The sequence below is a fragment of the Bradyrhizobium sp. 4 genome, from assembly GCF_023100905.1.
Taxonomy (GTDB): domain Bacteria; phylum Pseudomonadota; class Alphaproteobacteria; order Rhizobiales; family Xanthobacteraceae; genus Bradyrhizobium.
Genome location: NZ_CP064686.1, coordinates 2,346,418 through 2,360,483, shown reverse-complemented (window position 1 = coordinate 2,360,483; position 14,066 = coordinate 2,346,418). Strand labels below are relative to the sequence as shown.

Below are 14,066 nucleotides of genomic sequence, written 5' to 3'. Positions count from 1 at the left end.
GCCGCTCAAAAGAGCGAATACAGCATATCGGACTCAACCGGCGAGTATGGCGGCATGAACGCAAGTGCGAATGAACTGGCGGCCAGTTTCGATCTGGAGAAGCTGACGCCGGAATTCTACGACGATCCCTACCCGACCTATCGTGCACTGCGGGAGAACGAGCCGGTCAAGCGCCTGCGCAACGGCACCGTGTTCCTGACCCGCTATGACGATCTCGTCACGACCTACAAGAACACAAAGTCGTTCAGCTCGGACAAGAAGCGCGAGTTCGCGCCGAAATACGGCGACACCCCGCTCTACGAGCACCACACCACGAGCCTCGTCTTCAACGACCCGCCGGCGCATACGCGCGTGCGGCGCCTGATCATGGGCGCGCTGTCGCCGCGCGCGATCGCGGGGATGGAGCCTGATATCGTCAAGCTGGTCGACGGACTGCTCGACGCCATCGCCGTCAAGGGCAATTGCGAGCTGATCGAGGATTTCGCCGCATCGATCCCGATCGAGGTGATCGGCAATTTGCTCGACGTGCCCCATGACGAGCGCGCGCCGCTGCGCGAGTGGTCGCTGGCGATCCTGGGCGCCCTCGAACCGGTCGTGTCGCCTGAGGTCGCTGCCCGCGGCAACAAGGCCGTGGCGGATTTTCTCGCCTATCTCGAAACGCTGGTCGCACGCCGACGAGCGAAGCCTGGCAACCCCGAACGCGACGTGCTGACGCGCCTGATCCAGGGCGAGGACAACGGCGAGCGGCTGACAGAGAAGGAGCTGCTGCACAATTGCATCTTCCTGCTCAATGCCGGCCACGAGACCACCACGAACCTGATCGGCAACGGCCTCGTGGCGCTAGACCGGAACCCGGATCAGAAGCAGCGGCTGATCGACAATCCCGAGCTGATCAAGACTGCGGTCGAAGAGATGCTGCGCTACGAGAGTTCGAACCAACTCGGCAACCGCATGACCACGGAGCGGGTCGAGCTCGGCGGCGTCATGCTGGATGCCGGCACGTCGATCACGCTGTGCATCGGCGCGGCCAACCGCGATCCGGCGCAGTTTCCGGACCCCGAGAGCTTCGACATCGCGCGCACGCCGAACCGGCATCTCGCCTTCGCCACCGGCGCGCATCAATGCGCCGGCATGGCGCTGGCGCGGCTGGAAGGCGCCATCGCGGTCTCACGCTTCTTGGCGCGCTTCCCGAACTACGCCGTGAGCGGACAGCCGGTCAGGGGCGGACGGGTGCGGTTCCGCGGCTTTTTGAGCGTGCCCTGCGCGATCGGCTGAGGCCTCAAAACAAAAAAGCGCGAAAACAACCCCATGCACAGTAGAAGGTTACCGGCGCGCGATGTGCCGGTGATCCCGCGCAACCAATTGACATCTCAGGCCATCGGCGCCGCCGCGCGCAACAAATTCCGGAAGGCCTAAACCACCGTCTTGTGCCGCGCGATGCAGGTTTGCAGCACCTCGTCCATCGGTTTACTCCACCACTCGTTGGAGAAGATTTCGATCTCCGAATAGCCGGCAAAGCCCTGCGCTTCGACCGCTTCGCGCACCGATTTGATGTCGATCACGCCGTCGCCCATCATGCCGCGGTCGTTGAGAATGTCCCTGGTCGGCACCAGCCAGTCGCAGACATGGAAGGCAAGCAGGCGATCTCGGCCCGCGCGCGCGATCTGCCCCATCAGTTCGGGATCCCACCAGATGTGATAGACGTCGAGCGCGACGCCGAGCATGCCGCTGCGATCAGGGTCGAGTCCGTCGCAGATGTCGAGCGCCTGCTTCGTCGTGTTGACACAGGCGCGGTCCGCCGCATAGGCCGGATGCAGCGGCTCGATCGCCAGCGGCAGCTTGGCCTGTTTGGCGTAGTCGAGCATTTCGGCGAGCGCCTCCTCGACCTGCGTCCGCGCGCCGGCAATGTCCTTCGACGCCTCGCTGCCAGGCCGCGAATATTGCGGCAGACCGCCGACGACGAGCACGACGCAGGGCGCGCCAAGCGCCTTGGCTTCATCGACGCAGCGCCGGTTGTCGTCGCGCACCTCGACCCGCCGCGATGCGTCAGAGGTGAACATACCGCCACGGCAATAGCCCGACAGGTCGAGACCGGCATCGCGCACCGCGCGCGCGGCGCGGTCGAGACCGACGGCGGCGACCTGATCGCGCCAGGGATCGATGGCGCGAATGCCGTGCCTGGCACAGGCGTCGATGATCTCGACGAGGTCGCCCTGCTTGCGGATTGTCGCCGTGTTGAGCGATAGCCAGCGATGATTAGACGAGAAATCACGCATCAGGATTCGATTCCGTGCGTTGAGAGCACCGCCTTCATCCGCCGCGTCGCCAGCTCCGGATCGGCGAGCAGCCCGGCCTTGTCGGCCAACCGGAACAGCTCGGCCAGATGCAGCGTCGAGCGCGTGCTCTCCTGCCCGCCGACCATGGTGAAGTGGTCCTGGTGACCATTGAGGTATGCCATGAACACCACCCCGGTCTTGTAGAAGCGCGTCGGCGCCTTGAAGATGTGGCGCGACAGCGGGACCGTCGGCCCCAGCACGTCGTGGAAGCCGGCTTCGTCACCCGCTGCCAACCGCGACAACGCGTAGGACGCCGCCGGCGCGATCGCGTCAAAAATGCCGAGCAGCGCGTGCGAAAAGCCCTGTTCATCGCCGGCGATCAGCTCCGCATAATTGAAGTCGTCGCCGGTGTACATCTTGATGCGCTTGTCGAGACGACGGCGCATGTCGATCTCGCGCTGCTTGTCGAGCAGCGAAACCTTGACACCGTCGACCTTGGCAGCATTGCCGTTGATGATGGCGACCGCAATATCCATCGCCTTGTCGAGATCGCTGGTGCCCCAATATCCCGTCAGCGCCGGATCGAACATGTCGCCGAGCCAGTGGATGATCACGGGCTCGCGAACCTGCGACAGCACGCGGTCATAAACCTTTGCGTAATCGTCGGCGTTACGGCCAAGCTTCGCCAGCGCGCGCGACGCCATCAAGATGATGCGGCCGCCGACCTTCTCGACCGCCGATATCTGTTCCTCATAGGCGCGAATGACGTCGTCGAGATTCTTGGCGTCCTCGACCGGGAGATGGTCCGTGCCCGCTCCGGAAAACACCAGCGCGTTGCGTCGCTTCGCGGCAGATACCGAGCGCGTGATCAGCTCCAGCGAGGTCGGCCAATCCAGCCCCATGCCGCGCTGCGCGGTGTCCATGGCTTCCGCAACGCCGAGCCCGAGGTCCCAGACGTGCTCGCGAAAGGCGATGGTCTTGTCCCAGTCGACGGCGGCGGAGAGCCACGGATCGTTGTCGGCGAAGGGATCGACCACGGTATGGACGGCCGAGAACGCGATGCGGTTCAGCGGGCCCTCGAGCTTTGCGGGAAACGTCCGCGAGGCCGCGAGCCGGTAGGTCTCGATCGAGCGATCGGCTTTTGGCAGCTTGAGCGACAGGGACGACGTTGAAGGGACGGGCTTGGGCTGGACGGGCTTGTTCATTATTCCCTCCTCAGACCTTGATCGGCGCGACATCGATCCAGCGCCGCTCCTTCCAGCTCTTCAGCGCGCATTCGGCGAGCTGCACGCCCTTGACGCCTTCGAGCAGCGTGAACTTGTAGGGCGCATCTTCATAGACGTGGCGGATGAACATCTCCCACTGCTCCTTAAAGCCGTTGTCGTAGGTGACGTTGTCAGGCAGCTTCTGCCAGTCGCCGTAGAAATCGTGCAGCCGCTTCTCGTCGGGATTCCACACCGGTCGGGGCGTCGCCTGCCGTGCCTGGATCATGCAGTCGGAAAGGCCGGCGACGGCCGAGCCGAGCGTGCCGTCGACCTGGAAGGTGACGAGATCGTCGCGATAGACGCGCGTCACCCAGGACATGTTGATGTGGGCGATGGCGCCGCCCTTGAGCTGGAACGTGGCATAGGCGGAGTCGTCGGCGGTCGCCGTGTACTTCTTGCCCTGCTCGTCGAAACGCTCCGGGATGTCGGTGTTGCCGATGCAGCTCACGCTCTCGACCTCGCCGAAGAGATTGTCGAGCACGTAGCGCCAGTGGCAAACCATGTCGAGGATGATGCCGCCGCCGTCCTCGTCGCGATAATTCCATGACGGCCGCTGCGCCTCCTGCCAGCCACCTTCGAACACCCAATAGCCGAACTCGCCGCGCACCGAGAGGATGCGGCCGAAGAAGCCGGAGTCGCGCAGGAAGGCAATCTTCTTCAGGCCGGGCAGGAACAGCTTGTCCTGCACCGTGCCGTGCTTGACGCCCTTGGAATTGGCGAGCTTGACGACCTCGAGCGCCGCCTCGAAGTTCGTCGCGATCGGCTTCTCGCAATAAACGTGCTTGCCGGCATTGATGGCCTGGGTCAGAAGGCCCGGCCGTGCCTGTGTGGTCGCGGCATCGAAGAACATGGTGTCGTTCTTGTCGGCGAGGGCGGCATCGAGATCGGTGGTCCAGCGCATGATGTTGTAGCGCTTGGCGAGCCCCTCGACCTTCTCGGCGCTGCGGCCGACCAGGATCGGGTCCGGCATCACGCGGTCGCCGTTCTTCAAGCGGACGCCGCCCTGCTCGCGGATCGCGACGATCGAACGGATCAGATGCTGATTGAGCCCCATGCGGCCCGTGACGCCGTTCATGATGAGGCCGAGGCGTTGCGTGGTCATGCCGATTGCTCCCAGAGTGATTTTGGCTGTTCGAGCGGGCGTAGCGCCGACCAGTCCGGATGAACCGACGTCGCAAAGCCCGTTGCATTGAGCGATCCCGTGAGGAGATCGCCGTTGTGAATGGAGAGGCGGATGCCCTGCCCGGCATCCGCGTAGAGATCGGGATGCGCGACGACGAAAGCCTGGGCCTCCGCGGCGGGCGTATCAACGAAGCCATCGACGTAGTGGTGGCCGTTACGTTCGGCATGGGTGATGCCGATGAAGGCACCGAGCGCAAGGTCCTGCTGCACGGCGAGGCCCGCCTGGCAGGTCAGGTCCTCGCCGGTCACGAAGACTCTTTCGCCGGCCACGCTCCATTTCGCCGCGCGCGTCGCGTTGACGATGGACTTGTAAAGCCCTTTGCACGATTTCGACGAGATGCCGTGATAGCCAAGCGCCCGTGCCGCAGGAAACGTGTCGTAGGAATCGTCGGCTTCGTCGATGATGAAGCCACGCGCAGCGAGCGAGCCGAGCGGCGACAGCCTCGTAACATCGCGCGGCATTGGCTGCTCGATATAGAGCAGCCTGGATGAAATCGATCGCAGCGCAGTGTCATGGTCGAGCCGGCCGATGAGTTCATGCAAGGCTGCGAGATCGGCATATTGCTCGTTGGCATCGAGCGTCACTTTGTAGTCACGGTCCAGCGCATCGAGCTCCTTGCCAATGCGCGCCAGCCGCGCTGCATCGCCGACGGGGTCCCCCGACAGCTTCAGCTTGAAGTATCTTGCACCGGAGTTCTCGTGGACATCGGCAACCCCGCCCTCACCCTCGATGATATCGTCGAGACCGACGGTATGCCTGATGGCGACCCGCGACAGCGGCTTCCGGCCGGATAGAAACGTCTTGAGATCCGTTTCCTTCAGGTCGGGCGAAAGCCGCGCATCGATGCCGGCGATGTTGCCGGCCATGCCGTCGAAAAAATTGGTCTCGGCCGCACGGAGCAGCGCGTCGAGGATCGCTTTGTCGATTTCCGCAGGGCCGTAGGCCGCGGCAAGCGCCGGAATGTTCTTTTTCGCACAGGTTGCGACCTGGGCACCGACGCACGATGCATGCAGATCGAATGCCGTCAGAAATCCGGTTCGCGCGAGATAAAGCCCCCGCGCGATCTCCAGCGAGCGGCGCAAATCATCGACGGTCTGCGCCGGCGACAGCTCCGGCCGCTTGTCGAACCATTTTGGCACCAACAGCTCTGCACCGGCGCCGACGGCACTTCCCCTGCCCTCGACCTCGATCTCGACTCGCACGAACAGCTGCGGCGTCGCATTGATGGTGATCGCGCCGAAGCGGAACGGCCGCGCGAAATGCACCGGTCGTTCGAAGAAGGTGATGTCTCGCAGCTTCAGGCGCGGCGCCATGGTTTAGTCCAGCGAACCTTGCGAAAAGAAATGCTTGCGGATGCGCTGGACGAGTTCGGTGAACACAGGATCGGCCATCACGTCCAGCGAACGGGGCCGCGGCAGCGGCACGTCGTAGATGGCGGCGACCGCGCCGGGCCGCTCGGTCATGACCAGCACGCGATCGGCGAGGAACACGGCCTCGGGGATCGAATGCGTGATCAGCAGGACCGTCTTCCTGGTCTCGCGCTGGATCCGCATCAGCTCGACATTCATGCGCTCGCGCGTCAACGCGTCGAGCGCGCCGAACGGCTCGTCCATCAGCATGATCCGGGGATCATGCACCAGCGCGCGGCAAATCGAGGCGCGCTGCTGCATACCACCGGAGAGCTGCCACGGCAGCTTCTTCTCGAAGCCTTCGAGCCCGACCAGCTTCAACAGCGCCTTGGCGCGGTCGAGATATGTCTGCCGCGGCAACCGCTTCATGTCGATCGGCAGCATCACGTTGGACAGGATGTTGCGCCATGGCAGCAGCAGCGCGTTCTGGAACACGATGCCGACATTGCCATGCGGCGCCGTCACCTTCTCGCCCTCGACCAGGATCTCGCCCGTGGTCGGCGGCAGCAGTCCCGAGATCAGCTTGAGCAGCGTGGACTTGCCGCAGCCGGATGGGCCGACCACGACGAAGAACTCGCCGTCATTGATGTGAAAGTCGAGCGGCCGCAACGACGGCACATCGCCGTCGCGCGTCCGGTAGGTCTTCGACACGCCTGACAGCTTGATGCCCGACGCATCGCCGGCAGCCCGGTCGCTCACCAGTCTCAGATGCGCGGCCGGTTGCAGGGTTTCGCTCATGGTTGCCGCAGGTTTCACGAGCCGCTCTTCGGCAGATAGTCGTTGGTATAGAACGCCTTCGGGTTCTCCTTGGCCTTGGCATCGAGCCCGCCATATTCGACCATCAGATTGACCGAGTCCGTCATGTTCTGGTCGGTGACCTGGAACGGCCGCTTGCTCTTGGTCTCGGGCGTCCGGTAGAGCGGAATGGTCAGCTCAAATCCTTGCGTCAGCGTGTCGATCTTGCCGCCCTTGGGGTTGGCATCGAGGATCGACTGCGCTGCCGCCTTCGGCTCCTTCTCAGCGGCCTCGACCGCCTTGGTCGTGGCCGACATGAAGCGGCGGACGAGATCGGCATTGGCCTTCACATAATCAGTATTGGCAATGATGCCGGAGGAGACCATGTTGATGCCGTAGTCGGCGAACTTGATCGGATAGACGTCCTTGCCGGTGGCGTCCTTGATCTTCATCGACTGGTCCATGACGTAGCCAAGCAATAGGTCAGCCTGGCCGTTGATGACCGCGTTGAGCTTGGTCTGGCCATCGCCCGCCACCGTCTGGAAGTCGCTTTCCTTGAGGCCGGTCTTCTTCAGGAACAGCGGCCAGATCTGGGTCATGGAATCGGCCGGCGTGATCGCGACCGTCTTGCCCTTGATGTCCTCGGGCTTCCTGATGTTCTTGTCGACGAAACCCATGGCGGACATCGGGCTGGTTTGGAGCAGCACGCCGGTCGCAACCACTGGCGCACCCTTGATCGCGGCGCGCATCATGGTGGGCACGTCGACATAGCCGAAATCGGCGGTCTTGGCGGCCACCGCCTGGGTGGTCGCAGCCGAGCCACGGCCTTCCTGAATTTCGAGGTCGATGCCCTCGGCCGCATAAATGCCCTTGGCCTTGCCGTAATAGAACGGCGCGTGCTCGCCATAGACGTACCAGTTGAGCATCAGCACGACCTTGTCGGCCGCTTGCGCCGGCATGGCCGCGAACATCATCAGCGCCGCCGAGACAGCTCCTATCCACCGCTTCATCGTCACTCTCCCTTGTCGTTGTTGCGTCGGCCGTTGGCGGCCGTTCGTTGCTTTGGTTATTGTTAAGAGGCGAAAATCACGTCCTCGCGCTGGCTGACATGCCAGGGAATGACCAGCTTCTCGATCCGGTCCACGATCCAGAACAGGATGACGCCGAGCAGCGCGAGGATCACGAGGGCCGCGAACATCGTCGGCAGGTCGAAGGTTCCGATCGAGCGCTGCATCACATAGCCGATGCCGGAATTGGAGCCGACGAACTCGCCGACGACGGCGCCGACCACGGCGAGCGTCACCGATACTTTGAGGCCGGAGAAGATCGCCGGCAGCGCATGCGGCAGGTTCACCGCGCAAAACACCTGGAAGCGGCTGCCCTGCATGGCGCGGGCGAGATCGACCATATCCGGATCGACGGATTTGAAGCCTTGCACAGCGGAGACCACCACCGGGAAAAACCCAAGCAGGAACGCCGAGATAACTTTCGGAATGATGCCGAAGCCGAACCACACCACGAACAGCGGCGCGATCGCGATCTTCGGCACGGACTGCGAGAACACCAGCAGCGGATAGACGTAGCTCTCCACTGTCTTGGAGCCCGCGATCAGCATCGCGATGGGGATACCAAAAAGCGCCGAGAGCGCGAAGCCGCAGACGGTTGCATAAGTCGTCGGCCAGGACTGGCGCAGCAGTTCCGGCCAATCGGTGCGCAGCACCGCAATGACATCGCCCGGCGACGGAATCTGGTAGGCGGGAATCTTGAACAGCCGGATCGCGAGGTCCCAGGCCACGACGATGAACACCAGGAACAAAAACGGCCGGATCCAGGCCGCATTCAGCATCTTGGACACCGCACTCTGCGGCTTCAGCTCAGCCACGTCTCACTCCCGGTCGTCTTGTTCGTTGGGCGAGAAATTAACCCGTTGGGTAAATACTGTCCAGCGGTTTTCCTGCGACGTTTTGGGCGGGGGTTCCGCAAAGGTCGTGCCGTCCCGGCGAAGGCCAGGACCAACACCCACAGGGAAAAATTTGGCGAAGGCTGGTTGGCGGGGACGGCCACCGCGCACTATCGATAGATAACGCGGTATGGGTCCCGGCCTTCGCCGGGACGACGATGGACTACGCCGTCTGCGCCACCGCGGCGCGCGACTTCGGCGCCTTGGTCATCGCTAACAGTGCGGCCGACTGTCCCGTCAGCGCCGCCAGCACGAGGCCGACCATGTGGTCCAGCCGCTCGTCCTTGGCGTCCTTGGCCAGCAAATCGCGACCGAAGATCACGCTGAGTGTCGCCGAGTTCGACAGATAGAAGAAGCACAGTCCCGCGATCGAGATGTAGAGCTGGACAGGATCGACCGCGACCTTGAAGTCGCCGCCGGACACACCGCGCCGCACCACGGTGCCGATCATCTCGACGAAGGGCGAGTGCATCGACTTGACCTTGGTCGATTTCTTCAGGTGCTTTGCGCGCGCGAGATTCTCGGTCTGGAGCAGCGACAGGAATTCGGGATTGCGCAGGAAGTAATTCCAGGTGAACTCGATCAGGCGGCGGATCGCCTCGGGCGGGTCGAGATGTTCGAGATCGAGCCCGCGCTCCTCGCTGCGGATCTTGTCGTAGGCGCCTTCGAGCACCGCGAGATAAAGCTCGTCCTTGTTGCCGACGTGATAATACAGCATCCGCTTGTTGGCGCCGGCGTTGGCCGCGATGCGGTCGACGCGCGCACCGGCAAGCCCGTGCGCCGAGAATTCCTGCTTGGCGGCTTCGAGAATGCGCAGCCGCATCCCCTCGGGATCGCGCTGCCATTTCAGAGTTCGCTTTGCCGCTGCTTTCGCCAAACCGGGTGCTCGCTGGGTGCTATCAGGATGCCGTGTAACACGCGCTCGGCCCGCCGCATAGTTTCGTCATTGCGAGCGTAGCGACCCAATCCAGACTGCCACCACGGAGACAGCTGGATTGCTTCGTCGCAAGAACTCCTCGCAATGACGAGGGGAGGACTGAACCTCAATCCACCGGCTTGGGCGAGCGCTCCAGCAGGACCGTCTGGATGCCGCAGGTGCCGGTCCGCACCGTCATCACCCGCGTGCCCGGCTTGCGGCCGTTGCGCACATCGCTGACGTCGAGGCCGGCGGCAATCAGGCGGGCGCGCGTGGCGTCGATGTCGGCCACCCGCCAGCTCAGGCCCCAGAGGCGGTCATGCAGGGAATCGCCGCCCGCAACGGGGCGGCGCACCACCTCGACGACGAGATCGCCGCAGCGGAAAAACATCAGCTGGCCCCAATCCTGATGCGAGCGGTCGAGCGCCAGATCGAGCCCGAGTCGCGCGCCATAGAGCGCGGCAGCGCGATCGGAATCCTCGGTGGTGATCACGACGTGGTCGAGCGCATCGATCGGCCCGATATCAGTCGTCTTCGAAAGCGGGCGCTCATCAGCCAGTTCGAGGAAGAACATGCGCACGCCGCGCGTGAGCTCCGTGGCGGCGCGCGTTCGCTTCCAGTGCAGGACCGCGCCGCTCTCCGCGTCGCTGCTTTCGACCTCGGCAACCGGATCCGGCATGAGTGCCACCCGCTCCAGCCGCCGGTGCGTTTTGCTCATGTCCGCGACACGAAAGCACAGGCTGGCGAGCACGCCTTCCTGGTCGCCAAGCAGCGCGCGCATGCGATCGGCGGTCACGCTGAAGCCGTTCGGCGCCATCAATTCGATCGTCATGTTCGCGAGAGTGAACAGCACACGGTCGGCGCCCTCGCCCGAATTCTGCCAGGCCGGCGCGCGCCCGAGCAGTGTCTGATAGGCCGCCCTGGCCGCACCGATATCCCTGACCAGAGCGACGACGTGATCGAGGCCGGTGATCATGTTTCCCCCTGTTGACCGGCCCGGAACCATGGACCGAGAGACGGCGTTTGTCCGGGCTTGGCATTACCCGGTGATGGTCGTATTCCGGCCGCATGCCGACCTCAAGCACTCCGAGCGGCGGTTTTGCGAATAATTTCAGCGGTCCCGCGGCGGAACCGGTGTTACAGTAAGCACGCCGGCCGGGACCACAAAGCGCATCACGGACAAGCAATGCAGGCTCTCTTCATCGGACAGACCTATATCGACGTCGTCTTCATCACCGACCACATGCCGACCGGCGACGAGAAGCACGTGGCCTCCGACTACGCGGTTTCCTTCGGCGGCAATGCGGTGACCGCGGCGTTCTGCTGCGCCAAGCTCGGCATCGTGCCCGATCTCATCGCCACCGCGGCCAATGACTGGCTCGGCCGCATGTTCATGGACATGTGCGCGAAATATGCGATCTCGCTGCATGGGCGGAAGGTCAACCAGTCCTCGCTCTCCTTCATCATGCCAAAGGACGGCAAGCGCGCCATCGTCCGCTGCCGCGACGACGACCACATCCATCCGTTCCCGATGCTCAATCTCGGCGGCTGCCGCGCGCTGCATGTCGACGGCCATCAACCCGATGCCGCGATCCACTACGCGAAAGTCTGCCGCGAGGCCGGCATCTTGACCTCGCTCGACGGTGGCGGCCTTCGCACCAACACGCATGAGCTATTGGAATTCATCGACGTCGCCATCGTTGCCGAGCGCCTGTGCGAGCAGATGGATCTGACGCCGGAGAAGATGCTGGATTACCTCAAGAGCCGCGGCTGCAAGATCGGCGGCATCACAATGGGCGAGAAGGGCCTGCTCTGGTACGACGAGACCGGAACGGTGCAGGTGATGCCGGCGATGCCGATCCCACGCGAGCGCGTGATCGACACCAACGGCGCAGGCGACGTCTTCCACGGCGCCTATGTCTATTCCTATCTTGCCCATCCCGGCAAAAGCTGGCGCGAGCATTTCGATTTTGCCCGGGCAGCCTCGACCTTCAAGATCCAGCGCCTTGGCAACGAAGCCGGCCTGCCGACGCTTGTCGACATCGCAAAAGTCAGGCACGAGTTCGAGGTCAGGGTCTAGCGTTCGCCGAGGTATCTCATGGGGCGCGTCTTCGTCGCCGGCAGCATCAACATGGATGTCGTGGCGACAGCCGATCGCCATCCGAAAGTCGGCGAGACCGTCGCCGGCAAGCAGGTGCTCTATTTTCCGGGTGGCAAGGGCGCCAACCAGGCGGTGGCGGCGTCGCGACTTGGCGCGCGGACCACGCTGATCGGCCGGCTGGGCAAGGATTCGTTCGGCGGTGAGCTGAGGACGTTCCTCGGCGCGCAAGGCATCGATCTCGGCTACCTCCAGGAGGCGGCCGAGGCGCACACCGGCACCGCCATCATCACGGTCGCAGACGCCGACAACACCATCGTCGTCATTCCCGGCAGCAATGCGCTCGTCGGCATCGACGACGTCGCGACCGTCCCGCTGACGAAAGGCGATGTCGCGGTCAGTCAATTCGAGATCCCGCTGCCGACGATCGCCGCGTTCTTCCAGCAGGCTCGCGACATTGGCGCCACGACGCTGCTCAATCCGGCCCCGGCACAAACCATGTCGGGCGAATTGCTCGCGCTCGTCGACATCCTCGTGCTGAACGAGACCGAGCTCGGCCTCCTCGCCGGCGTGGAGTTGTCCGACAGTGACGAGGCAGCGCGCATCCTCGACGTCGCACGAAAACTTCAGGCGCGCGAGGACCAGACTATCTGCGTGACCCTCGGCAAGCGCGGCGTGCTGGCGCTCGCGGGACGCGAGGAGATTTCGGTGCCCGGCCGCGTGGTGAAGGCGGTCGACACCACAGGCGCAGGCGATTGTTTTGTGGGAGCGCTCGCGGCGCAACTTGCCGACCGCGTCGACTTGCGCGCGGCACTCGCCTTCGCCAATGCCGCCGCCTCGATCTCCGTGCAGCGCATGGGCGCGGGGCCGTCAATGCCGACGGCCGGGGAAGTCGCCGCCGTCCTCAACGCCGGCTGATCACGCCAGCGCGCCCTTCAGGTCAAAGCTTTCATCGGCGGCCTGCTCCGGCGTGATCGAGCGATCCAGGCCGAACAGGCGGCGGCCGAACATGTGGTCGCCGGCACGGTTGATCGATTCGATGCCGAGCAGGCTGTCGCCCTTGTAGCAGAACGCCGAGAACGCCTTCTTGGCGGGATCGCCGCGTAGCACGACGCGGTCGTAGCCGGTGGTGAGGCCTGCGATCTGGAGCTTGTCCTCGCCCTGGTCGCTCCAGAACCAGGGATGGCTGTCATAGGCCTTGCGGTCGCCGGTCAGCCGCGCCGCGAGGCAGCGCGCGTGATCAGTGGCATTCTGCACCGATTCGACCCGCAGCGAACCGCCGAAGCGCGGGCTTGCGAACAGCGCGCAATCGCCGATCGCGGAGATATCGGGATCGGCCGTCGAGAGATATTCGTCGACGATGATACCGGCCGCGACCGGCAGCCCCGCCTCCGCCGCAAGCTCGATGTTCGGCAGCACGCCGACGCCGACCACGACGAGATCCGCCGGCAGATGCCTTCCGTCGCTCAAGGAGACGCCGGTGACCTTGCCGCCCTCTGCCTCGATGGATGTTGCCTGCACGCCGAGGTGAATGCGGATGCCGGCCTCGCGATGCCGCGCCTGAAAATACTCCGAGACCTCCGCCGTCACCGCGCGCGCCATCACGCGCGGGGCGAGTTCGAGCACATCGACCTCGAGGCCCTTGATGCGCGCGGTGGACGCGAATTCGAGGCCGATGAAGCCGGCGCCGATCACCACCACCCGCGTCTTCGACGGGATGATCTCTCGCAGAGCCTCGCTCTCGTCGAGGATGCGCAAATATTTCACGTCGGGGAGATTGGCATTAGGCAGATCGAGTAGCCGGTTGCGCGCGCCGGTCGCCAGCACGAGGTGGCCATAGGGCAGCGTCCTGCCCGAGGCGAGCAGCACCTTGCGCCCCGCGCGGTCGATCGACACCGCGCGGCCCGCCACGAGCTCGATGCTCTGGTCCTGGTAGAATTTCTCCGGCCGGAACATCAGGCTCTCCGGCCCGGACGAACCCTTGATGTAGGCCTTGGACAGCGGCGGCCGCTGATAGGGCAGATGCGCCTCGTCATTGACCAGGCAGATGGGCGCGGAAAATCCTGCCTGGCGCAGCGATGCCGCGACCTGGTAGCCGCCATGGCCGGCACCGATAACGACCACCGGACCATCCGTCATTGGACAGCCCATTTCCGCAAGACACGAGCGTCACCCATGTCGTCTCCTCTCTCTGATTTTGGCTTGCTAGCCTAGGAGGAGCCGG

General features: G+C 64.1%; 13 protein-coding genes. 3 read left to right on the top strand and 10 right to left on the bottom strand.

Going from position 1 to position 14,066, the window contains the following annotated elements; all coding sequences use genetic code 11:
• Positions 1–54 precede the first annotated feature (54 nt).
• A complete protein-coding gene (locus IVB45_RS10825; protein WP_247360014.1) occupies positions 55–1,275 on the top strand; it encodes a cytochrome P450 in 1,221 nt (406 codons plus the stop codon).
• Positions 1,276–1,412: 137 nt separating this feature from the next.
• Here IVB45_RS10825 and IVB45_RS10820 read toward each other — a convergent pair whose 3' ends face one another.
• The 9 genes from IVB45_RS10820 to IVB45_RS10780 form a co-directional block, all read right to left on the bottom strand.
• Entirely contained in the window at positions 1,413–2,276 is an 864-nt protein-coding gene (locus tag IVB45_RS10820; RefSeq protein WP_247360015.1) for a sugar phosphate isomerase/epimerase family protein, read from the bottom strand.
• On the bottom strand, positions 2,276–3,481 hold the full coding sequence (locus tag IVB45_RS10815; RefSeq protein ID WP_247360016.1) for a dihydrodipicolinate synthase family protein: 1,206 nt from the start codon (positions 3,479–3,481) through the stop codon (positions 2,276–2,278). Before IVB45_RS10815 ends, IVB45_RS10820 begins: the two co-directional genes overlap by 1 nt.
• A gap of 10 nt (positions 3,482–3,491) precedes the next feature.
• Positions 3,492–4,643 carry a Gfo/Idh/MocA family oxidoreductase gene (locus IVB45_RS10810; RefSeq protein WP_247360017.1) on the bottom strand — a complete coding sequence of 384 codons (1,152 nt, stop codon included), beginning with the start codon at positions 4,641–4,643 and terminating at the stop codon, positions 3,492–3,494.
• Positions 4,640–6,037 carry a hypothetical protein gene (locus IVB45_RS10805; protein WP_247360018.1) on the bottom strand — a complete coding sequence of 466 codons (1,398 nt, stop codon included), beginning with the start codon at positions 6,035–6,037 and terminating at the stop codon, positions 4,640–4,642. Before IVB45_RS10805 ends, IVB45_RS10810 begins: the two co-directional genes overlap by 4 nt.
• A gap of 3 nt (positions 6,038–6,040) precedes the next feature.
• Positions 6,041–6,871 carry an ABC transporter ATP-binding protein gene (locus tag IVB45_RS10800; RefSeq protein ID WP_247360165.1) on the bottom strand — a complete coding sequence of 277 codons (831 nt, stop codon included), beginning with the start codon at positions 6,869–6,871 and terminating at the stop codon, positions 6,041–6,043.
• Positions 6,872–6,885: 14 nt separating this feature from the next.
• Entirely contained in the window at positions 6,886–7,878 is a 993-nt protein-coding gene (locus IVB45_RS10795) for an ABC transporter substrate-binding protein (RefSeq protein WP_247360019.1), read from the bottom strand.
• A gap of 62 nt (positions 7,879–7,940) precedes the next feature.
• Entirely contained in the window at positions 7,941–8,750 is an 810-nt protein-coding gene (locus IVB45_RS10790) for an ABC transporter permease (protein WP_007593901.1), read from the bottom strand.
• A 241-nt stretch (positions 8,751–8,991) separates the two neighbouring features.
• A complete protein-coding gene (locus IVB45_RS10785; RefSeq protein WP_247360167.1) occupies positions 8,992–9,651 on the bottom strand; it encodes a TetR/AcrR family transcriptional regulator in 660 nt (219 codons plus the stop codon).
• A gap of 220 nt (positions 9,652–9,871) precedes the next feature.
• Complete coding sequence (locus IVB45_RS10780; protein WP_247288531.1) at positions 9,872–10,720, bottom strand: VOC family protein; 849 nt, start codon at positions 10,718–10,720, stop codon at positions 9,872–9,874.
• A 210-nt stretch (positions 10,721–10,930) separates the two neighbouring features.
• Between IVB45_RS10780 and IVB45_RS10775 the strand changes: the two genes are divergently transcribed.
• Together IVB45_RS10775 and IVB45_RS10770 are read left to right on the top strand one after the other, a co-directional pair.
• A complete protein-coding gene (locus tag IVB45_RS10775) occupies positions 10,931–11,824 on the top strand; it encodes a sugar kinase (protein ID WP_007593904.1) in 894 nt (297 codons plus the stop codon).
• A gap of 18 nt (positions 11,825–11,842) precedes the next feature.
• Complete coding sequence (locus IVB45_RS10770; protein WP_247360020.1) at positions 11,843–12,760, top strand: ribokinase; 918 nt, start codon at positions 11,843–11,845, stop codon at positions 12,758–12,760.
• Here the strand turns inward: IVB45_RS10770 and IVB45_RS10765 are convergent, their stop codons facing one another.
• Positions 12,761–13,981 (bottom strand): FAD-dependent oxidoreductase, encoded by a 1,221-nt coding sequence (locus IVB45_RS10765; RefSeq protein WP_247360021.1) that lies wholly within the window; start codon positions 13,979–13,981, stop codon positions 12,761–12,763.
• Positions 13,982–14,066: the final 85 nt, after the last annotated feature.

Coding starts and splice junctions, on each gene's coding strand:
- IVB45_RS10800 (WP_247360165.1), bottom strand. CDS start 6,871: ATGAGCGAAACCCTGCAACCGGCCGCGCATCTGAGACTGGTGAGCGAC.
- IVB45_RS10765 (WP_247360021.1), bottom strand. CDS start 13,981: ATGACGGATGGTCCGGTGGTCGTTATCGGTGCCGGCCATGGCGGCTAC.
- IVB45_RS10770 (WP_247360020.1), top strand. CDS start 11,843: ATGGGGCGCGTCTTCGTCGCCGGCAGCATCAACATGGATGTCGTGGCG.
- IVB45_RS10785 (WP_247360167.1), bottom strand. CDS start 9,651: ATGCGGCTGCGCATTCTCGAAGCCGCCAAGCAGGAATTCTCGGCGCAC.
- IVB45_RS10820 (WP_247360015.1), bottom strand. CDS start 2,276: ATGCGTGATTTCTCGTCTAATCATCGCTGGCTATCGCTCAACACGGCG.
- IVB45_RS10780 (WP_247288531.1), bottom strand. CDS start 10,720: ATGATCACCGGCCTCGATCACGTCGTCGCTCTGGTCAGGGATATCGGT.
- IVB45_RS10795 (WP_247360019.1), bottom strand. CDS start 7,878: ATGAAGCGGTGGATAGGAGCTGTCTCGGCGGCGCTGATGATGTTCGCG.
- IVB45_RS10815 (WP_247360016.1), bottom strand. CDS start 3,481: ATGAACAAGCCCGTCCAGCCCAAGCCCGTCCCTTCAACGTCGTCCCTG.
- IVB45_RS10825 (WP_247360014.1), top strand. CDS start 55: ATGAACGCAAGTGCGAATGAACTGGCGGCCAGTTTCGATCTGGAGAAG.
- IVB45_RS10805 (WP_247360018.1), bottom strand. CDS start 6,037: ATGGCGCCGCGCCTGAAGCTGCGAGACATCACCTTCTTCGAACGACCG.
- IVB45_RS10775 (WP_007593904.1), top strand. CDS start 10,931: ATGCAGGCTCTCTTCATCGGACAGACCTATATCGACGTCGTCTTCATC.
- IVB45_RS10810 (WP_247360017.1), bottom strand. CDS start 4,643: ATGACCACGCAACGCCTCGGCCTCATCATGAACGGCGTCACGGGCCGC.